Here is a 17,924-nt window from a genome sequence, read left to right on the forward strand (position 1 = left end):
CCGGGGGCGCGCGGTTCGCAAATCCGGGACGAAAACCGGACCAGCGCCGCTTGAGGAACCAGGACTGACATGGGTTTGCAGCGTTACATGACGGGCGTGGCGATCGCCGCCCTCCTGGCCGGTTCGGCCATGGCCCAGACCGCGCCTCCGGCGCAGCCTGCCGCCGCCGGCAATCTGAATCCCGCGGCCGAGGCCGCGCCGGTCGCGCCACCCGCCGCGCCGGCCTTCCAGATGTCGGACGGCATCCTGGCCACGGTCAATGACAGCGTCATCACCGGGTTCGACCTGCGCCAGCGCATGCTGTTGCTGATCGCCATGACCCAGGTGCAGCCGACGCCCGAGAACATTCCGGCCATCCAGCAGCAGGCCCTGAACGCCCTGATCGACGAGCGTCTGCAGACGCAGGAGCTCAGGAGCTTCGAGGATCTGGTCGTCTCCGACGAACAGGTGGAGCAGGAAATCACGGCCATGGCCCAGGAAGTGGGTGCCTCGCCCCAGGCCTATGTGGACTTCCTCACCCAGGGCGGCATCCGTCCGAGCACCCTGCGCGAGCAGCTGCGGACCCAGATCGGCTGGTCGCAACTGGTCGGCGGCCGGTTCCAGAGCCGCGCCCGCGTCAGCCGCTCCGCCGTGGCCGCCGCCCTGCGTCAGGTGTCGGAAGCCGCGTCGAAGAAGCAGTATCTGATCGGCGAAATCTACATCGAGTCCGCCCGGGTCGGCGGCCAGCAGGCCGCGCTGAACGGCGCGAATCAGCTGGTGCAGCAGATGGTCCAGGGCGCGCCGTTCCAGGCCGTGGCCCAGCAGTTCTCGGCGGCCCCCTCCGCAACCCGTGGCGGCGACGCCGGCTGGGTTGTCGAAGGCACCATGCAGCCGGCCCTGCAACAGGCGCTGGACCAGCTTCAGGTCGGCCAGCTCTCGCGGCCCATCCCCGTCGATGGCGGCGTCTATATCGTCTACATGCGCGACAAACGGGACGGCGCATCGGCCAGCCTCGTAACGATCAAACAGGTGATGATCGAACTGCCGGATACGGCCAGCGAAGCGGAAGTGGCGGCGGCGACGACGCGGCTCGAAGCCCTGCGTCCGCAACTGACCTGCGACACCATGCTGGCCCGCGCCACCTCCGAGACGGGGCTGCTCGGTGCCGATCTGGGTGAAGCCGATGTCCAGAACCTGGCCCCGCAGTTCCAGCAGGTCGCCCGGTCCGCGGAAGTCGGTTCGGTCAGCACGCCCGTGCGCACCCCGCTCGGCGTCCACCTGCTGGGCGTCTGCGGCCGTCGCGTCGGCGGCACCGAAGCCCCCAATCCGCAGGAAGTCGAGAACACCCTGTTCCGCCAGAACCTCGCCACCCTCGGCCGCCGCTATATGCGCGACCTGCGCGAGGACGCGCTCATCGAGTACAAGTAATGACCCCCGGCACCGCGCCGCTGGCCCTGTCCATGGGCGAACCGGCGGGCGTGGGGCCGGAGATCATTGCTGCGGCCTGGGCGGCGCTCAGGACAGACGGGCCGGCCTTCGTCGTGATCGGCGACGCCGCCCTGCTGCGGCTGCAGGGCCTGCCCGTGGAAGCGGTTCTGACCGTCGCTGACGCCGTCGACGTCTTTGGCCGGGCCATTCCTGTGCTGGACCATCCCCTGCCCGCGCCCGTCACGCCGGGTCGTCCCGAGCCGGCCAACGCCGGGGCCGTGGCCGACTGGATCGAACAGGCTGTCAATCTGGCCCTCTCCGGCGAAGCCTCGGGCGTCGTCACCGCCCCCATCGCCAAGGCCCCGCTCTACGCCGCGGGCTTCCGCTTCCCCGGCCATACCGAGTTCATCGCCGAACTGACCGCCGACGTCCCGTTCGCCGGTACGCGCGGGCCGGTGATGATGCTGACGGCCAAAGACCTGCGCGCCTGTCTGGTGACCATCCACGCCCCGCTGGCCGAGGTTCCGGAACTGGTCACGGCCGAACGGGTCTGCCGCACCGCCCGCGTCGTGCATGAAGCCATGAAGCGGGACTTCGGCATCGCCGCGCCAAGGCTGGCGCTGGCAGCGCTCAACCCTCACGCCGGCGAGAGCGGTTCGATCGGGCTGGAGGAGATCGAGGTGCTGATCCCCGCCGCCGTGAGCCTTCGCGCGGAAGGCATCGCCATCAGCGACCCCCGGCCCGCCGACACCCTGTTCCACGACGACGCCCGCGCGACCTATGACGCCGTCCTCTGCCTGTACCACGACCAGGCCCTGATCCCGGTCAAGACGCTGGACTTCTGGGGCGGGGTGAACACGACCCTCGGCCTGCCAGTGATCCGCACCTCGCCTGACCATGGCACCGGTTTCGACATCGCCGGCAAGGGCGTGGCGCGGGCCGACAGCCTGATCGCGGCGATCCGTCTGGCGGGAACGATGGCGGCGGCGCGCGCGGCGGGCTAAGCACCGGCTGTGACCGACCTCCCCTCCCTCCGCGAAACGCTCGACGCCCACGGCCTGCTGGCGAAAAAGAGTTTCGGCCAGCATTTCCTGCTCGACCTGAATGTGACCCGAAAGATCGTGCGTCTGGCCGGGCCGTTCGACGGTCGGGCCGTGATCGAGGTCGGCCCCGGTCCCGGCGGCCTGACCCGTGCCCTGCTGGAGAGCGATGCCGGCAAGGTCGTACTGGTCGAGAAGGACCCCCGGTTCCTGCCGCTTCTGGCCGAACTCGACGACGGCACCGGCCGGCTGACCGTGGTCGAGGCGGATGCCCTCAAGGTCCACGAGGCGGCGCTGGTCGATGGGCCGGCCCATGTCGTCTCCAACCTGCCCTACAACGTCGGCACGCCGCTGCTGATCAAATGGCTGACCGGGCCGTGGACGCCCCACGCCCTGACCCTGATGTTCCAGAAGGAAGTCGCCGAGCGGATCACCGCCGCTCCCGGAGACGACGCCTATGGCCGGCTGGCGGTGATCGCCCAGGCGGTCTGCGAGGCGAAACTGGTCATGCACCTGCCGGCCGCGGCCTTCACCCCGCCGCCCAAGGTCGCCAGTGCCGTCGTGCATCTGATCCCCCGCGCCGAGCGACCCGAACGGGCGCTGCTGGCCGCACTGGAGCGGGTGACGGCCGCGGCGTTCGGTCAGCGGCGAAAGATGCTGCGCTCCAGCCTGAAACCGCTGGGCGGGGCCGAGCTGTGCGAAGCCGCGGGCCTGAGCCCGGAGGACCGGGCCGAGGTCATCGATCTGGCCGGCTTCCTGCGGCTGGCGCGAGCCGTCACGGGTGAGGCGCAGCCGGCCACGCCCGGCGACGGCGGGGCAACGATGATGCGTCGCAAGCGGGGCTGAGCGGCTTTCAGCCTGCGTGTCGGCCGGGCTGAAGCGACCGGCCTTGTTTTCAATCAAGGCAAGGGCGGCCCGGGCAGCCCAGGGTGTCCGTCTTCACAGGGGACATGGCCCCGTCATGCGACCGGCAACCGCGCCGGCTGCGGGACGTTATCCAGGCCCCCACACAATCGGAGACCACCAGATGATAATTTCCGCAGGTACACTCGTGGCCGTGGTCGATGGCGAGAAACTGGCGCTGTTCCACAACACGGGGCATCAGTCGGTCGAGCTCACGCCCCAGCCGACACCGGATATCGCAGAGCGCGCCTCGGGCACCGCGGGCCGCGGCTCCAGCGAGGCCAACCCCGACAATGACACCCAGGCCGAGGACGGTTTCGCCATGGGCGTGGCCGAGGTGCTGAACAGGATGGTGCTGAGCCACAAGGTTGAACACCTGCTGGTCATCGCGGCGCCCAAGACCCTGGGCCAGCTGCGCAAGGGTTGGCACAAGGAGACGACAGCGCGGCTTGTCGGAGAGATTTCCAAGGACCTGACCGGACATACCCCGGCGCAGATCGCTGCGGCGATCGACAAGGCCTGATCCAGTCCCCGCCTCCCTGCGGGGAGGCGGACGGCGTCAGACCGCCTCGTTCAGCAGGGCACCCTTGTAGGCCTCGATCCAGATGTTGCGGAACCGCTTCGACCGCTCGGCGTGATAGATGTGGGCCAGTTCGGCATAGCTGCGGTCAAAGTCGTCGTTGACGAAGACGTAGTCGAACTGGCCGCAGTGCTCGATCTCGCCCTTGGCGTTGCGGATGCGGCGCTCGATGACGTCGGCGGCGTCCTGGGAGCGGGTGACGAGGCGGCGGCGGAGCTCTTCCAGGCTCGGCGGCAGGATGAAGACCCGGACGGCGTCCTCGGGGCATTTTTCCGCGATATCGCGGGCACCCTGCCAGTCAATATCGAACAGGACGTCGCGGCCCTCGGACAGGGCGCGATCGATGGGCCCGCGCGGGCTGCCGTAGCGGGCGCCGTGGACGTCGGCCCATTCGAGGAAGGCGTCGGCGTCGATCAGCCGCTGGAACTCGGCATCATCGACGAAATGATAGTCGCGGTCGGCGACCTCGCCGGGGCGGATGCCGCGGGTGGTCATGGAGATGGACAGCTCGAGCCCGCCGTGATCGGCCATCAGGCGGCGGCACAGGCTGGTCTTGCCGGCGCCCGAGGGGCTGGCGACGATCAGCAGGACGCCGCGGCGGGGATGGCGTTCATTCAACATTCTGGACCTGTTCGCGCAGCTGTTCGATCACGGCCTTCAGCTCCAGGCCGATTCCGGTGAGCGCGGTCGTAGCCGATTTCGAGCAGAGGGTATTCGCCTCCCTCATGAATTCCTGCATCAGGAAGTCGAGTTTCCGACCGGCGGGGGGTTGCTGCAACAGGGTGCGGGCCGAGGCGACGTGGGCGGCCAGCCGGTCCAGCTCCTCGCGGACATCGGCCTTTGTGGCCAGCGAGGCGGCCTCAAGGAAGATGCGGTCCTCAAGGCCCGGCGCGTCGGGGGCCAGCTCGGTCATGCGCCGGCTGAAACGCTCGCGAATGGCGGCGGTCTGGGCGGCTGCTTCGGTCTCGGCCTGGGCCGTCAGGGCGGCGATGCGATCGATGAAGTCGGTGATCACCGGCAGGAGCTGGGAGCCTTCCCGATCGCGGGAGACCTTGAGGGCGTCGAGCGCCTGATCGATCGAGGCGGCCATGGCGGCCTCGACCACGGCGCGGGCCTCGGGGTCGTCGACTTCCTCCGGCGCTTCCAGCACGCCGCGCAGGGACAGCAGGCCGTCGGCGGACGGCGGCGTGGCCCCCTCCTCCGCCAGCTGGTTGGCGAGGGTCAGATAGCGGGCGAGGACGTCCTGATTGACCTTCAGCGAGGCGACGCCGACCTCGCGTTTGGCCTGGATTCCCAGCGTGATCTGACCTCGGCTCAAACGGGCCTGGGCGGCCGTCTTGGCCTGGCGCTCGAGGCTGTCGAAGCCGGGCGGGCCGCGGAAGCGGACCTCCAGATTGCGGCCGTTGACCGAACGAGCCTCGACCGACCAGGTCCAGTCGCCCTGTGTGCCATCGGCCCGGCCGAAGCCGGTCATGCCGGAGATGGCGGTCATTGGGCGGGTGCCGGGGCCGGAATGCGGATCACGCGTGCGCCGGGGGGAACAGCCATGCCGGACGTCGGGTTGGCCGGGGGAACTTCCGGGACCGGCGTCAGGGTCGGGGCCTCGGGCGCGGCAGGCGGCAGCCCCGCCCGGCGGCGCTCGACCTCGCGCCAGCGGGCGACATTGGCGAGGTGCTCGTCATAGGTCCGGGCGAAGGCGTGGCCGCCCGAGCCGTCGGCGACGAAGAACAGGTCGCTGGTCGAGGGTGGATTGAGCACGGCGGCGACGGCGTCCCGGCCCGGGTTGGAAATGGCCGTCGGAGGCAGGCCGTCGATCTGGTAGGTGTTCCACGGATTGGGCCGGTCGAGTTCGGACCGTCTCAGGCCCCGGCGCAGCGGCACGCCCTTGGTGATGCCGTATTCGATCGTCGGGTCGCTCTCCAGCCGCATGCCGGACCGCAGCCGGTTGGTGAAGACGGCGGCGACACGCGGGCGTTCGGCGGCCACGCCGGTCTCCTTCTCGACGATGGAGGCAAGGATCATCGCCTCCTCCGGCGTGCGGACCACGGTGGCGGGGCCGCGCGCGGCCCAGAGGCGGGCGAGGTTCTCGTCACGGGCGCGGCGCATGCGGCCAATGACCGAGGCGCGGGTCTCGCCGCGGCTGATCTCATACGTGTCGGGCCAGAGGCTGGCCTCCGCCGGGATGGCGTTGATCGTTCCGGTCAGAATCGCCTGTTTGTTGAGGATCTCGACCGCCTGGGCCGAGGACCAGCCTTCGGGCAGGGTGACATAGTGGCGGACCACCCGGCCCTCGACCAGCAGGACAAGGACGGAGCGCAGCGAGGCCTTGCTCGGCACCTCATATTCGCCGGCGCGCAGCTTGCGGTCGGCGCCGGTCAGGGTGGCGGCGGCCTTGAACATGTCGGTCGAGCGGATCACGCCCGCGGACTTGAGTGTGGCCGCGATGGCGCTGACGCCGGCGCCGCTGGGCAGGCTGACGACGGTCGACTCACCCTCGCGGGCGGCCGGTCCGGGGGCGTAGAAGACGCTCCAGGCCGCGACGAGGGCGATGATCAGGAAGGTGCTGAAGGTGGCCGTGGCGGCCAGAAACGCCGTCTTGCGGCCGGAACGACGCTCCACCGACATCAGCCGACCTTCCGGAAGATGACCGAGGCGTTGGTGCCGCCGAAGCCGAAGCTATTCGACATGGCCACGTCGATCTCCATCGGCTGGCCCTTGCCGCGCACCATGTTCAGGGCCGTCTCGCGCTCGGGATTGTCGAGGTTGATGGTCGGCGGGGCGATCTGGTCACGGATGGCCAGGATGCAGAAGATGGCCTCGATGGCCCCGGCGGCGCCGAGCAGGTGGCCTGTCATCGACTTGGTTGAGGACAGGGCGACGTTGGGCGCGTGCTCGCCCATCAGCTTCTCGATGGCACCGGCCTCGATCCAGTCCGCCATGGTCGAGGTGCCGTGGGCGTTGACGTAGTCGATGTCGGCGGCGGTGATGCCGGCGCGTTTCACCGCCATCTGCATGGCGCGATAGCCGCCGTCGCCGTCCTCGGCCGGGGCCGTGATGTGATAGGCGTCGCCGCTCATGCCGTAGCCGACGACCTCGGCATAGATGGTCGCGCCGCGTGCCTTGGCGTGCTCGTACTCTTCCAGCACCACAATGCCGGCGCCCTCGCCCATGACGAAGCCGGAGTGGTCATTGTCCCAGGGCCGCGAGGCCTTTTCGGGCGTATCGTTATAGGCGGTGCACAGGGCCTTGCAGGCGAGGAAGCCGGCGATGCCGATGGGGACGATGGAGCTTTCCGCCCCGCCCGCGACCATGACGTCGGCGTCGTCCAGCATGATCATCCGCGCCGCGTCGCCAATGGCGTGGGCCCCGGTGGCGCAGGCGGTGACGACCGAGTGATTCGGGCCCTTGAGGCCGTGGCGGATCGAGATCTGGCCCGAGGTCAGATTGATCAGGGCGGAGGGGATGAAGAAGGGGCTGACCCGGCGCGGGCCCTGCTCCTTCAGGATGATGGCGGTGTCGGCGATGGGGCCGAGGCCCCCGATGCCGGAGCCGACCATGACGCCGGTGCGCTCGCGCTGTTCCTCGGTCTCGGGCTTCCAGCCGGCGTCGGCCAGGGCCTCGTCGGCGGCGGCGATGGCGTAGACGATGAAGTCGTCGACCCGCTTGCGGTCCTTGGGAGACATGACCTTTTCGTGGTCGAACACGCCCGGCTGGCCGGGGGCACCGCCGCCGCGGCCATCGACCGACGGGATCTCGCCCGCGATGGTGCAGCCATAGCCTTCGGTGTCGAAATTGGTGATCGGGCCGATGCCAGAGCGACCTTCGAGGATGCCCTTCCAGTTATGCTCCACGCCCCATCCGAGCGGGGTGAGCAGACCGAGGCCGGTGACGACGACGCGGCGCATGAGCGCTCCTCGTTACAGAATCCAGACCACAAACAGTAATGGCCGCCGGGCGGCCCCGCTAGGGGCGCGCCACGGCGGCCATCAAAGCCGTTCGAAAAGGGCGGCGATCAGCCGGCCAGCTTCTCGTCGATGAACTTCACGGCGTCGCCGACCGTCTGGATGTGTTCGGCGGCGTCGTCCGGGATTTCGATGTCGAATTCTTCCTCGAAGGCCATGACCAGTTCGACGTTGTCGAGCGAGTCAGCGCCCAGGTCGTCGATGAAGCTGGCCTTTTCAACGACCTTTTCCGGATCGGCGTCCAGGTGGTCGATGACGATCTTGCGGACGCGTTCCAGGGTGTCGGACATGGGTGTCTCTGCTTTCAGGGCCGCCGCAGCGGCTGTTGTCTCAAATCCTGCCGTATGACGACGGCGACGGCGACGCAAGCCTTGAACGAAGACTCACGACAACCGGTTGCCGAGGCTTTAGCACGGCGGCGCGGGCGGAAAATAGCCCGTTACCGGGTTTGAACGCTCCGGTTCACCCACCAGACCAGCCCGGCACCCACCAGCGCCAGAGGCGCGCCGTAGATGGCCCAGATGATCTGGCCGGTCATGAAGCTGCCCGGCAGGATGTTCAGCCCCTGCAGAACCCAGATGATGCCGATCAGCAGCATGGGGCCGCTGAGGATGGTGGCGAGGATGCGGAGAAATTTCATGTGTTCTGGTCCTTTCGTCATCCTCCGGCGAGCGCAGCGAGACCGGGGGACCCAGCGGCGCCGAAGGCGATCTGTTCACGTACAACGTCTGACGTTCCGGTTCGCGACAGCTTCGCGCTCGCGCGCGCCGCTGGGTCCCCCGGTCTGCGGCGCTGCGCGCCTTGCCGGAGGATGACGAAAGAGATCAGATCATCGCCATGCCGCCGTTCACGTGCAGGGTCTGCCCCGTGACATAGGCGGCTTCGTCCGAGGACAGATAGACGGCAGCGGCGGCGATCTCGTCGCCCGTACCGAGGCGGCCGGCGGGGATGTTCTTCAGAATGGTCTCGCGCTGGGTGTCGTTCAGGACGTCGGTCATGGGCGAGGCGATGAAGCCGGGCGCGATGCAGTTGACCGTGATGCCGCGCGAGCCGACTTCCTGCGCCAGCGACTTGGAGAAACCGATCATGCCGGCCTTGGAGGCGGCGTAGTTGGTCTGGCCGGGGTTGCCGGTGACTCCGACCACCGAGGTGATGCCGATGATGCGGCCCGAACGGCGTTTCATCATCCCCTTCATCGCGGCGCGCGACAGGCGGAAATAGCTCTCGAGATTGACCCGGATCACATCCTGGAAGTCCTCGTCCTTCATCCGCATCAGAAGGCCGTCCTTTGTGATCCCGGCGTTGGCGACGAGGATGTCGAGAGGGGCGCCCGCGGCTTCCTCGGCCCGGGCCAGCAGGCCGTCGACCGATTCTGCGTCGGACAGGTTTGCGGCGGCGGCGAAAGCGCGCTCGCCGAGTTCCTTAGCCAGATCCTGCAGCACGGCCTCGCGGGTGCCGGACAGCACGACGGTCGCGCCCTGTGCGTGCAGGGCCCGGGCGATGGCCCCGCCGATGCCGCCGGTGGCTCCGGTCACGAGGGCGGTCTTGCCTGTGAGATTGAACATTGGCGGGCTCCGTGTCGGAAGAATGGAGGGTGATTGGTGGTTGGTGGCTGGTGATTTGCGCGGAAAGGCTGGTGATCAGAGATCACGGGCGGCGCCCCAAACCGGCCCGTCACCAGTCACCAACCACCAATCACCTCAAAACGACTTCGCGAACGCTTCCAGGTCTTCGGGCGTGTTCAGCGACAGGCTCTCGGCATCCGGCGCGATTCGCTTCGCCATGCCGGCCAGCACCTTGCCCGAGCCGATCTCGGCGAAGCGGGTCACCCCGCCCTCCCCGGCCATCCACTCCATGCTCTCGCGCCAGCGGACACGGCCGGTGACCTGTTCGACCAGCAGGCGGCGCAGGACCTCGGGGTCGCGCTCGGGGCGGGCGGTGACATTGGCGACCACGGCGACCGAGGGGGCGACGATGGTCGCGGAGGCGAGGGCCGTGGCCATCTCATCGGCGGCGGGCTGCATCAGCGGGCAGTGGAAGGGCGCGGAGACGTTCAGCGGAATGGCGCGCGCGCCCAGCTCCTTGGCCTTTTCGATGGCGCGGTCGACGGCGGCCTTGTCGCCCGAGATGACGATATTGCCGGCGTTGTTGTCATTGGCGACGACGCAGACGCCGACCTCGGAGCCCGCGGCAGCGGCAGCCTCGGCGAGGGCCAGGTCGGTCTTCGGCCCGATCAGCGAAGCCATGGCGCCCTTGCCGACGGGCACAGCGCGCTGCATGGCCTGACCGCGCAGTTTCAGCAGGCGGGCGGTGTCGGCGAGGGTGATCGAACCGGCGGCACAGAGGGCCGAATATTCGCCGAGCGAATGGCCGGCGACGAAGCCGGCGCGGCTGACGTCGACGCCGAACTCGACCTTGAGCACGCGAGCGGCGGCCAGCGAGACGGCCATCAGGGCCGGCTGGGCGTTCTCGGTCAGGGTCAGCTGGTCCTCGGGGCCCTCACGCATCAGGACCGACAGCTTCTGGCCCAGGGCCTCGTCGATCTCGGCGTAGACCTCACGCGCCGAGGCGAAGGCGTCGGCCAGCGCCACCCCCATGCCGACCGACTGGCTGCCTTGTCCGGGGAACAGCAGGGCGAGGGTCATGTCGGGTCTCCGGCGGTGTTGAATCGAGCCGGAGGGGTAGGACGATCAGGCCGCAGGGGCAAGATCGCTGGAAACCGCACAGGGTTCATCACAACGGCCACAACGGACTCACAACGAACACGACGGTGCCAGTGGGCCCGCGTCTCCCGTCAGGGAGGCGCAAAAGATCCCGATTGCGGGCAAGGGCCCGCGACGAAGGAACCAGGCTGGCTCCCGTCGTGTCTCTTCGTTGTGTTCGTTGTGATGAAACGGCCTCGCCCCGGGGCAAGCCCGCAACCTCGGAAGCCCACTACGACCCGATCAGAACAACACCGCCGGGTTCATGATCCGGTGCGGGTCGATCGCGGCTCGGACCGCCTGCATGGTCCGGATTTCCAACGGCGACTTGTAGCGCCGGGCCTCTTCCGTCTTGAGCCGGCCGAGGCCGTGTTCGGCCGAGATGGATCCGTCGTAGCGGGCGACGATGTCGTGGACGATCTGCGAGCCTTCCTCCCAGCGGGCAAGAAATGCCTTCAGGTCGCCGCCCGGCGGGCACAGGACGTCATAGTGGAGGTTGCCGTCGCCGACGTGGCCGAAGGCGCTGACCCGGGCTCCGGGGTGGAAGCGCTCGACGGCGGCGGTGGCCTCGTCGAGGAATTCGGCGATGCGGGAGAGCGGGACGGAGACATCGTGTTTCCAGCCGCCGCCCTCCGGCTTCTGGGCCCCGGACTGTTCCTCGCGGACCTTCCAGAAGGCGGCGCGCTGGGCGTCGTTCTGGGCGATGGCGGCGTCGTTGATCAGGCCGGTCTCGAAGGCATGGGTCAGCAGCCGCTCCATGGCCGCGTCGGCCGCGCCGGGCTCGCCCGAGACCAGTTCGATCAGAACGTACCAGGGCGGCGTCGAGTCCAGCGGCTCGCGCGTGTCAGGCACATTGGCGAGGACGAAACCCATGCCGATCCGCTTCATCAGCTCGAAGGCCTCGACTCCGCCGCCGGTCTCGGCCTTGGCGCGGGCCAGCAGTTCGATGGCGGCAGCGGGCGCGTCGAGCCCGACCATGGCCGTGGCCCGGCTGCGCATGACGGGGAACAGTTTCAGCGTCGCGGCGGTGACCACGCCGAGCGTGCCCTCGGCCCCGATCAGCAGCTGTTTCAGGTCATAGCCGGTGTTGTCCTTGCGGAGCCGTTTGAGGCCGTTGAAGACCTCGCCGTCGGGCATGACCGCCTCGATGCCCAGCACCAGATCGCGCATCATGCCGTAGCGGAGCACGGCGGTGCCGCCGGCATTGGTCGAGATGACCCCGCCGATGGTGGCCGTGCCCTCTGCCGCGAGGCTGAGCGGGAACAGGCGGTCGGCGGCGGCGGCGGCCTGCTGGGCTTCCAGCAGGGTGATCCCCGCCTCCACGATCATGGCGTCGTCCAGCGGCGTGACATCCCGCACGGCGCGCAGCTTGCGGGTCGAGAGCAGGACCTCGCCAAAGGGAATCTGGCCGCCGACGAGGCCGGTATCGCCGCCCTGGGGGACAATGGCGATGCGGTGCTCCGCGCAGACGCGGATGGCGGCGGCGACCTGGGCGGTCGAACGCGGCGTCAGCATCAGCGGCGAATGGCCGTGCCAGCGATTACGCCACTCGGTCAGCCACGGCGCGATCTCGGCCGGATCCTCGGTCCAGCCGCCCTCGCCGAGGGCCGATTTCAGGGCAACGAGGGCGGCGGGCAACGGGACGGTCATGCCGCCCTTGTCTCAAAGTCGTGGGCTCGGCGAAAGGGCCGTGTCAGGGTTGGCGCATGTCCATCCCCCTGCCCGCTCCCGTCCCCGCTGTCGGCGTCGTCTGTCTGCGCGGCGATTCGGTGCTGCTGATCCGGCGCGGGACGCCGCCGCGGCAGGGTGAATGGAGCCTGCCGGGCGGGCGCATCGAGCCCGGCGAACGGGCCGTGGACGCGGCCCTGCGGGAACTGCGCGAGGAGACCGGGGTCGAGGCGGAGATCACGGGGCTGATCGACGTGGTCGACGGGCTCTTCCCCGAGGCGGGACGGCACTATGTGCTGATCGACTATGCCGCGCGCTGGCTCTCGGGTGAGCCGGTGGCCGGCGACGATGCCGCGGACGCGCGGTTCGTGGCGCTGGATGAGATCGAGGCCCTGATCGACTGGTCCGAGACGCGGCGGATCATCCGGATGGCCGCCGCCGCGCGCTGAACGACCCGGATTACGCGGATGTCATCTATGCCGCAGCCGGTTTCTGTGGCGTGGCGGCCACAGGGTGCTAACCTGCACGCGACAGGGAGATATCATGGACATGTCGCTTCTATTCACCGTCGCACTGGTCGTGCTGGCCTTCGTGCTGCTGTTCAGCGTGGTCAAGATCGTGCCCCAGGGCCGCGAGATGACCGTCGAACGGTTCGGCAAATACACCCGGACCCTCGCGCCCGGCATCAGCATCCTGACGCCGTTCGTCGAGCGTATCGGCCGTCGCATGAACATGATGGAGCAGGTCCTCGACGTGCCCCAGCAGGAGGTCATCACCAAGGACAATGCCATGGTGAAGGTGGACGCCATCGTCTTCATCCAGGTGATGGAGGCCTCGGCCGCCGCCTACCGGATCGAGAACCTGCCCTACGCCATCACCCAGCTTTGCTCGACCAATCTGCGAACCGTGGTCGGCTCGATGGAGCTGGACGAGGTGCTGTTCCAGCGCGACTCGATCAACTCGCGCCTGCTGACCGTGATCGATGCGGCGACCGAGCCGTGGGGCGTCAAGGTCAACCGGATCGAGATCAAGGACCTGACCCCGCCGGCCGACATCACCAATGCGATGGCCCGCCAGATGAAGGCCGAGCGCGAACGCCGCGCCGTCATCACCGAGGCCGACGGCGAGAAACAGGCCGCCATCGCCCGCGCCGAGGGCGCCAAACAGGCCGCCATTCTGGAGGCCGAGGGCCGCCGCGAAGCCGCCTTCCGCGACGCCGAGGCCCGCGAACGCGAAGCCGAGGCCGAGGCCAAGGCGACCGCCATGGTGTCCCAGGCCATCGCGGCCGGCGACGTCAATGCGATCAACTACTTCGTGGCCCAGAAATATGTCGAGGCCTTCGCCGAACTGGCGCGCAATCCCACGGCCAAGACGGTCATCGTCCCGGCCGAGATGTCCGGCCTGGTCGGCACCATCGCCGGCCTGGGCGAACTGGTGGGTCTGGCCAAGGAACAGCAGCAGGGCCGCAGCGACGTGCGCCGCGACGCCCCGCCGGCGCCGCCCGCGCCCGCTCGCGCCACGCCGCCGCGCCCGCCCCGCCCCTCCGTTCCGAGGACCTGATCCATGGAAGCGCTGACTGACCTGCACGCGGCCCAGCCGTTCTGGATCTGGCTGGCTCTGGGCGTGCTGCTGCTGGCGGTGGAAGCCGCCTTCTCGACCGAATGGCTGCTGTGGCCGGCGGTGTCGGCGGGGGTCGTGGCGGTGGTCACCGCCCTCGGCCTGCCGCTCAACTTCCTCGGCGAAATGGCGCTGTTCGCCGCCCTGACCGTGGCCGCGACCCTGCTGTCACGCCGGCTGATCCAGAGGGTCAATCCTTCAGACAGTCCGGACATCAACGCCCGCGACGCGCGTCTGATCGGCCAGCGGGCCCAGGTGGTCCAAGGCTTCGTGGACGGCCGCGGCCGGGTGTTCGTTTCCGGGGCCGAATGGGTCGCCGAGATCGAGGGTGCCGCCCCTCTGGCCGGCGAGAGCGTCATCGTCGAGGGAATGGACGGGCCGAAGCTGAAGGTGCGGCCGGCCTAACCGGCCCGCATATCCTCGATCCCGCGGTTGGCGAGACCGTCGGCGCGTTCGTTCAGCTCATGGCCGGCGTGGCCCTTGACCCAGTGCCACTTCACCTCGTGGCGGGTACGGGCGGCGTCGAGGCGTTTCCACAGGTCCTCATTCTTGACCGGCTTCTTCTCGGCCGTCTTCCAGCCGCGCGCCTTCCACGGCCCGATCCATTTGGTGATGCCGTCCATGACGTAGCGGCTGTCGGTGTGCAGATCGACGCGACAGGGGCGGGTCAGAGCCTCCAGCGCGCTGATCGCGCCCATCAGCTCCATGCGGTTGTTGGTGGTCAGCGGCTCTCCGCCCCACAACTCCTTCTCGTGACCGCCGCCGGTCTGCAGGATCGCGCCCCAGCCGCCGGGGCCGGGGTTGCCCTTGCAGGCGCCGTCGGTGTGGATGATCACGTGACTCATTCGCGCCTCCTAACAGGTTCGCTTGGCGTCGCGCCACTGAAGCGCCTATATGCGGCTCAAGTGTTTGAACGGGCCGCGCATCGGCCCGAACGAGGAGACGGTTCGTGGGTACTTTCGGCATCTGGCACTGGGCCATCGTCGCGATCGTCGCCCTGCTGTTGTTCGGCGGGCGCGGCAAGCTGTCGGGCCTGATGGGCGACGCGGCCAAGGGCATCAAGGCTTTCCGCGAAGGCCTGAAGGACACCGATTCGGACAAGCCTTCGGACGAGCGCGCGGGTGCCTTGCCCCGCACCGACGCCGAAAAAGAAGACCTGAAGTCGTAACCCCCTCACTGACGTCGGAGACCTGACGGATGGGTGGCCTCGGCCCCGGTATCGGCGGCTTTGAAATCCTCGTGATCGGCATCGTGGCCCTGCTTGTGGTGGGGCCAAAGGATTTGCCGTTGCTGATGCGCAAGATCGGCAAGGTGATGGCCCGCGCCCGCGCCATGGCCAATGAGTTCCGCTCGAGCTTCGACGAGATGGCGCGCCAGTCCGAGCTGGACGAGCTGCGCAAGGAGGTCCAGGCGCTGCGGACCGGCCAGGGCCTGGTCCCGCTGGGTGCCGAGGCCGACGCCGCCTTCCGGGAAATCCGCGATGATCTGAACCGCCCGCTCGACGAGCCGGTCATGCTGGCCGCGCCCGACGAATGGCCCGACAGCCCGCCGGTCATGACGCCGCTTGAGGCCGAACCGGCGCAGGCACCGAAGGCGAAAGCGAAAGCCGCCGCCAAGCCCCGCACGGCGCCGACCAAGGCCGCCGCGCCGGTGGCCTCCATCAAGACCGCCAGCGGCAAGTCCCGGCCCATCCGTGCGAAGAAGGTGGACCTGTGAGCCGGCTCGACACCGACGAGGATGAGATCGAGGCGTCGCGCGCGCCCCTGATGGATCATCTGATCGAACTGCGCGGGCGGCTGGTGATCTGCGTGATCGCCTTTGTCGTCGGCTTCATCGGCTGCTTCTATTTCGCCGAACCGCTGTACATCTTCCTGGTCAAGCCGTTCGCGGCGGCGGCGGCCTTCCACCAGTCGGTCGGGCCGCACGGCCATGTATCGCCGCTGGACCTGATCCTGGGCACCGCGGGGCTGAAGCCCCTGCCCGGCGTCGACGGCCAGACGGTCAATCTGATCTATACGGCACCGCTGGAAATCCTCTTCACCAAGATGAAGCTGGCGGGCTTCGGAGCCATCGTCGTGGCCTTCCCGGTGCTGGCCTGGCAGCTGTATCGTTTTGTGGCCCCCGGCCTGTACCGCAATGAGAAGGGTGCTTTCCTGCCCTTCCTGGTCGCGGCCCCCCTGTTGTTCATGCTGGGCGCGGCCCTTGTCTATTTCGTCATGCTGCCGTTCGTCATGTGGTTCTCTCTGAGCCAGCAGATCACCGGCGGCGGCGTCTCGGCGGCCCTGCTGCCCAAGGTGTCGGACTATCTGAACCTGGTCACCGCCCTGCTGCTGGCCTTCGGCCTGTGCTTCCAGCTGCCGGTGGTGATGACCCTGCTGGGACTCGCCGGGATCATTTCCTCAAAGGTCATGGCCGAGGGCCGCCGCTACGCCATCATGGCCGTCGTGGTGGTCGCCGCCGTCGTGACCCCGCCCGATCCGATCAGCCAGATCATGCTCGCCGTGCCGCTGGTGCTGCTCTACGAGATCTCGATCTGGTGCGTCCGGCTGATCGAGTTCCGCCGGAAGAAGGCGGATGCGGCCGAGGGGCTGACCTGAGCGCTGGCGACGCCTTGCACCCGATTGTGCTAAGGAAGACGACATGGTTGCGCCCGACACTGTCCTGATGCCGCCGACCGGCCGCGCCGCCGTCCTGATCGCGCGGCTGAAGCGGATTCCCGGCGCACGGTACTGGGCCGCGGCAGGTCTGGTGCTCATCTCGCTCTGGGTGCGGCTGCTCGTCTCGCCCTATCTCGCCAGCGGCTATGGCTACACCTGCTTCTATCCGGGCGTGATCCTGTCCGCCTACTGGCTGGGCGCGCGGCCCGGGCTCATGGCGGCCGGCCTTTCGACCGTGATCGTTTATAACTTCATGGGACCAAAGCCCTTCTCCTTCCCGACCGACGGGCGGGCCATGGTCGCCCTGGGCTTCTTCCTCGTCTCGTCCCTGCTGCTGATTCACGTGCTCAGCACCATCCGCGCGCGGCTCAACACCCTGACCACCAAACATGCGCAGGTCGAAGCCCTCGCCATGGGCCAGGCCGAACTGTTTCGCGACCACGCCCAGCGCACGACCGATCATCTGCAGCTGATCTCCGCCATCCTGCAGCTGCGGGCGCGTGAGGAGGCCGATCCGTTGGCTTCGCAGGTTCTGACCAACGCCGCCTCACGCACAATGGTCATCTCGCGCGCCCACAGGGCGTTCACGGGCGGCACAGACCGCCGCATTCCATTCGAGGCCTTCGCGCGCAAACTGGTCGAGGCCGCCGCGGCCCGCGGGGGCGTGCCGTCCGATCGCGTGAGCATCTCAGGCGGCGCGCGCGACATCCCGCTGGAGCAGGCAACCTCGCTGGGTCTGGTCCTGCTGGAATATCTGAACACCCTGAAAGCCCAAGGCGCCGCCGTGGCCCTCGCCGTCACCCTGGACGACGACGGACGGGACCGGTTCCTGGACCTGGCGGTGACCGAGGGCCAGGGCCCCGCCCCCGACGATATCCCCCTGTTCGAGGCGATCACCGAACAACTGGGTGGACGACTGCTGATCACCCGCGGTGCCCCGGGTGGCGGCGGGGGCGGCGTGCGGATCACCTTCCCGGCCGAAATCCAGCCGGTGGAGCGCTGGAACCCTGTCGCGGTCAGCCTCCACTAAACCGGAACAACCCCCGAGCGGGGCCGTTAGCACCGGGTTCCCATCCAGGAGTCCGTCCATGACCATCCGCCACACGCTCACCACGGCCGCCGCCTTCGCCGTTGTCGCCCTCGGCGCCGCCGCCTGCACCCCGGCCGCCAACGATACGGACGCCGCGCGCGACACCGATACGACCACCATCATCGAGCGCGAGGTCCCGGCCGCCCCCGTGGTCATCGAACGCGAAGTCCCCGTCCCTTCCCCGCCGGTGGTCATAGAAACCGATCGCACCGACGACAGCACCACGGTCCGCGCCGGCCGCGACGGCATCGAGGTCGAGACCACCAACCGCTAGTCGCGCGAACGGCCAACGCGCGGG

22 protein-coding genes are annotated in these 17,924 nt (G+C 68.7%); 12 read left to right on the forward strand and 10 right to left on the reverse strand.

The genetic code is table 11. The features are described 5' to 3' along the window. The first annotated feature begins 69 nt into the window (after positions 1 to 69). The 4 genes from KB221_09250 (at position 70) to KB221_09265 (ending at position 3,873) form a co-directional block, all read left to right on the forward strand. Positions 70 to 1,407 carry a peptidylprolyl isomerase gene (locus KB221_09250; protein WIY68289.1) on the forward strand — a complete coding sequence of 446 codons (1,338 nt, stop codon included), beginning with the start codon at positions 70 to 72 and terminating at the stop codon, positions 1,405 to 1,407. Further along, positions 1,407 to 2,411, forward strand: coding sequence for a 4-hydroxythreonine-4-phosphate dehydrogenase PdxA (gene pdxA, locus KB221_09255; protein ID WIY68290.1), 1,005 nt, complete (start codon positions 1,407 to 1,409; stop codon positions 2,409 to 2,411). Before KB221_09250 ends, pdxA begins: the two co-directional genes overlap by 1 nt. Positions 2,412 to 2,420: 9 nt before the next feature. Next, the gene (gene rsmA, locus KB221_09260; protein ID WIY68291.1) at positions 2,421 to 3,293 is read left to right on the forward strand and encodes a 16S rRNA (adenine(1518)-N(6)/adenine(1519)-N(6))-dimethyltransferase RsmA; all 873 of its coding nucleotides are present in this window, start codon (positions 2,421 to 2,423) and stop codon (positions 3,291 to 3,293) included. 181 nt (positions 3,294 to 3,474) lie between these two features. After that, positions 3,475 to 3,873, forward strand: coding sequence for a host attachment family protein (locus tag KB221_09265; GenBank protein WIY68292.1), 399 nt, complete (start codon positions 3,475 to 3,477; stop codon positions 3,871 to 3,873). 36 nt (positions 3,874 to 3,909) lie between these two features. Here KB221_09265 and gmk read toward each other — a convergent pair whose 3' ends face one another. The 9 genes from gmk to KB221_09310 form a co-directional block, all read right to left on the reverse strand. Further along, positions 3,910 to 4,551: a guanylate kinase gene (gene gmk, locus KB221_09270; protein WIY68293.1), complete on the reverse strand. Its 642-nt coding sequence runs from the start codon at positions 4,549 to 4,551 to the stop codon at positions 3,910 to 3,912. After that, positions 4,541 to 5,422, reverse strand: a complete 882-nt coding sequence (locus KB221_09275) for a YicC/YloC family endoribonuclease (GenBank protein WIY68294.1) — start codon at positions 5,420 to 5,422, stop codon at positions 4,541 to 4,543. Before KB221_09275 ends, gmk begins: the two co-directional genes overlap by 11 nt. Beyond that, entirely contained in the window at positions 5,419 to 6,555 is a 1,137-nt protein-coding gene (mltG, locus tag KB221_09280; GenBank protein WIY68295.1) for an endolytic transglycosylase MltG, read from the reverse strand. Before mltG ends, KB221_09275 begins: the two co-directional genes overlap by 4 nt. Then, on the reverse strand, positions 6,555 to 7,835 hold the full coding sequence (fabF, locus tag KB221_09285; protein WIY68296.1) for a beta-ketoacyl-ACP synthase II: 1,281 nt from the start codon (positions 7,833 to 7,835) through the stop codon (positions 6,555 to 6,557). Before fabF ends, mltG begins: the two co-directional genes overlap by 1 nt. 107 nt (positions 7,836 to 7,942) lie before the next feature. Then, positions 7,943 to 8,182: an acyl carrier protein gene (locus tag KB221_09290; protein WIY68297.1), complete on the reverse strand. Its 240-nt coding sequence runs from the start codon at positions 8,180 to 8,182 to the stop codon at positions 7,943 to 7,945. A gap of 149 nt (positions 8,183 to 8,331) precedes the next feature. Continuing rightward, positions 8,332 to 8,532, reverse strand: a complete 201-nt coding sequence (locus KB221_09295; protein WIY68298.1) for a hypothetical protein — start codon at positions 8,530 to 8,532, stop codon at positions 8,332 to 8,334. Between the two features lie 184 nt (positions 8,533 to 8,716). Further along, positions 8,717 to 9,457 (reverse strand): 3-oxoacyl-[acyl-carrier-protein] reductase, encoded by a 741-nt coding sequence (fabG, locus tag KB221_09300; GenBank protein WIY68299.1) that lies wholly within the window; start codon positions 9,455 to 9,457, stop codon positions 8,717 to 8,719. Between the two features lie 135 nt (positions 9,458 to 9,592). Beyond that, a complete protein-coding gene (fabD, locus tag KB221_09305) occupies positions 9,593 to 10,537 on the reverse strand; it encodes an ACP S-malonyltransferase (GenBank protein ID WIY68300.1) in 945 nt (314 codons plus the stop codon). A gap of 300 nt (positions 10,538 to 10,837) precedes the next feature. Further along, positions 10,838 to 12,244: an FAD-binding oxidoreductase gene (locus KB221_09310; protein WIY68301.1), complete on the reverse strand. Its 1,407-nt coding sequence runs from the start codon at positions 12,242 to 12,244 to the stop codon at positions 10,838 to 10,840. A gap of 56 nt (positions 12,245 to 12,300) precedes the next feature. Between KB221_09310 and KB221_09315 the strand changes: the two genes are divergently transcribed. From KB221_09315 to KB221_09325, 3 genes are all read left to right on the forward strand, one after another. Then, positions 12,301 to 12,711, forward strand: a complete 411-nt coding sequence (locus KB221_09315; protein ID WIY68302.1) for an NUDIX hydrolase — start codon at positions 12,301 to 12,303, stop codon at positions 12,709 to 12,711. Between the two features lie 100 nt (positions 12,712 to 12,811). Next, a complete protein-coding gene (locus KB221_09320; protein ID WIY70897.1) occupies positions 12,812 to 13,822 on the forward strand; it encodes an SPFH domain-containing protein in 1,011 nt (336 codons plus the stop codon). Positions 13,823 to 13,825: 3 nt separating this feature from the next. Continuing rightward, positions 13,826 to 14,284, forward strand: coding sequence for an NfeD family protein (locus KB221_09325; protein WIY68303.1), 459 nt, complete (start codon positions 13,826 to 13,828; stop codon positions 14,282 to 14,284). On the opposite strand, the gene rnhA is transcribed toward KB221_09325, so the two are convergent. Next, entirely contained in the window at positions 14,281 to 14,724 is a 444-nt protein-coding gene (gene rnhA, locus KB221_09330; GenBank protein ID WIY68304.1) for a ribonuclease HI, read from the reverse strand. The genes KB221_09325 and rnhA overlap by 4 nt on opposite strands. A 104-nt stretch (positions 14,725 to 14,828) precedes the next feature. Here rnhA and KB221_09335 point away from each other — a divergent pair, with 104 nt between their 5' ends. The 5 genes from KB221_09335 to KB221_09355 are packed head-to-tail and all read left to right on the forward strand — an operon-like array spanning position 14,829 to position 17,900. Further along, positions 14,829 to 15,047 carry a twin-arginine translocase TatA/TatE family subunit gene (locus KB221_09335; protein ID WIY68305.1) on the forward strand — a complete coding sequence of 73 codons (219 nt, stop codon included), beginning with the start codon at positions 14,829 to 14,831 and terminating at the stop codon, positions 15,045 to 15,047. A 29-nt stretch (positions 15,048 to 15,076) separates the two neighbouring features. Further along, positions 15,077 to 15,595, forward strand: coding sequence for a Sec-independent protein translocase protein TatB (tatB, locus tag KB221_09340; GenBank protein WIY68306.1), 519 nt, complete (start codon positions 15,077 to 15,079; stop codon positions 15,593 to 15,595). Next, the gene (gene tatC, locus KB221_09345; protein ID WIY68307.1) at positions 15,592 to 16,476 is read left to right on the forward strand and encodes a twin-arginine translocase subunit TatC; all 885 of its coding nucleotides are present in this window, start codon (positions 15,592 to 15,594) and stop codon (positions 16,474 to 16,476) included. The genes tatB and tatC overlap by 4 nt, the downstream gene beginning before the upstream one ends. A gap of 43 nt (positions 16,477 to 16,519) precedes the next feature. Next, positions 16,520 to 17,566: a DUF4118 domain-containing protein gene (locus tag KB221_09350; protein ID WIY68308.1), complete on the forward strand. Its 1,047-nt coding sequence runs from the start codon at positions 16,520 to 16,522 to the stop codon at positions 17,564 to 17,566. Between the two features lie 58 nt (positions 17,567 to 17,624). Then, the gene (locus KB221_09355; protein WIY68309.1) at positions 17,625 to 17,900 is read left to right on the forward strand and encodes a hypothetical protein; all 276 of its coding nucleotides are present in this window, start codon (positions 17,625 to 17,627) and stop codon (positions 17,898 to 17,900) included. Positions 17,901 to 17,924 lie beyond the last annotated feature (24 nt).

It is taken from the genome of Aquidulcibacter paucihalophilus, from assembly GCA_030285985.1.
Taxonomy (GTDB): domain Bacteria; phylum Pseudomonadota; class Alphaproteobacteria; order Caulobacterales; family Caulobacteraceae; genus Brevundimonas.

What these genes read in the sequence shown, in the direction of transcription:
- KB221_09310 (WIY68301.1), bottom strand. Translation starts at nt 12,244, where the DNA reads ATGACCGTCCCGTTGCCCGCCGCCCTCGTTGCCCTGAAATCGGCCCTC.
- KB221_09350 (WIY68308.1), top strand. Translation starts at nt 16,520, where the DNA reads ATGGTTGCGCCCGACACTGTCCTGATGCCGCCGACCGGCCGCGCCGCC.
- gmk (WIY68293.1), bottom strand. Translation starts at nt 4,551, where the DNA reads ATGTTGAATGAACGCCATCCCCGCCGCGGCGTCCTGCTGATCGTCGCC.
- fabD (WIY68300.1), bottom strand. Translation starts at nt 10,537, where the DNA reads ATGACCCTCGCCCTGCTGTTCCCCGGACAAGGCAGCCAGTCGGTCGGC.
- pdxA (WIY68290.1), top strand. Translation starts at nt 1,407, where the DNA reads ATGACCCCCGGCACCGCGCCGCTGGCCCTGTCCATGGGCGAACCGGCG.
- mltG (WIY68295.1), bottom strand. Translation starts at nt 6,555, where the DNA reads ATGTCGGTGGAGCGTCGTTCCGGCCGCAAGACGGCGTTTCTGGCCGCC.
- KB221_09355 (WIY68309.1), top strand. Translation starts at nt 17,625, where the DNA reads ATGACCATCCGCCACACGCTCACCACGGCCGCCGCCTTCGCCGTTGTC.
- KB221_09265 (WIY68292.1), top strand. Translation starts at nt 3,475, where the DNA reads ATGATAATTTCCGCAGGTACACTCGTGGCCGTGGTCGATGGCGAGAAA.
- KB221_09290 (WIY68297.1), bottom strand. Translation starts at nt 8,182, where the DNA reads ATGTCCGACACCCTGGAACGCGTCCGCAAGATCGTCATCGACCACCTG.
- fabG (WIY68299.1), bottom strand. Translation starts at nt 9,457, where the DNA reads ATGTTCAATCTCACAGGCAAGACCGCCCTCGTGACCGGAGCCACCGGC.
- KB221_09325 (WIY68303.1), top strand. Translation starts at nt 13,826, where the DNA reads ATGGAAGCGCTGACTGACCTGCACGCGGCCCAGCCGTTCTGGATCTGG.
- fabF (WIY68296.1), bottom strand. Translation starts at nt 7,835, where the DNA reads ATGCGCCGCGTCGTCGTCACCGGCCTCGGTCTGCTCACCCCGCTCGGA.
- tatB (WIY68306.1), top strand. Translation starts at nt 15,077, where the DNA reads ATGGGTGGCCTCGGCCCCGGTATCGGCGGCTTTGAAATCCTCGTGATC.
- KB221_09275 (WIY68294.1), bottom strand. Translation starts at nt 5,422, where the DNA reads ATGACCGCCATCTCCGGCATGACCGGCTTCGGCCGGGCCGATGGCACA.
- KB221_09250 (WIY68289.1), top strand. Translation starts at nt 70, where the DNA reads ATGGGTTTGCAGCGTTACATGACGGGCGTGGCGATCGCCGCCCTCCTG.
- rnhA (WIY68304.1), bottom strand. Translation starts at nt 14,724, where the DNA reads ATGAGTCACGTGATCATCCACACCGACGGCGCCTGCAAGGGCAACCCC.
- KB221_09315 (WIY68302.1), top strand. Translation starts at nt 12,301, where the DNA reads ATGTCCATCCCCCTGCCCGCTCCCGTCCCCGCTGTCGGCGTCGTCTGT.
- KB221_09320 (WIY70897.1), top strand. Translation starts at nt 12,812, where the DNA reads ATGTCGCTTCTATTCACCGTCGCACTGGTCGTGCTGGCCTTCGTGCTG.
- KB221_09295 (WIY68298.1), bottom strand. Translation starts at nt 8,532, where the DNA reads ATGAAATTTCTCCGCATCCTCGCCACCATCCTCAGCGGCCCCATGCTG.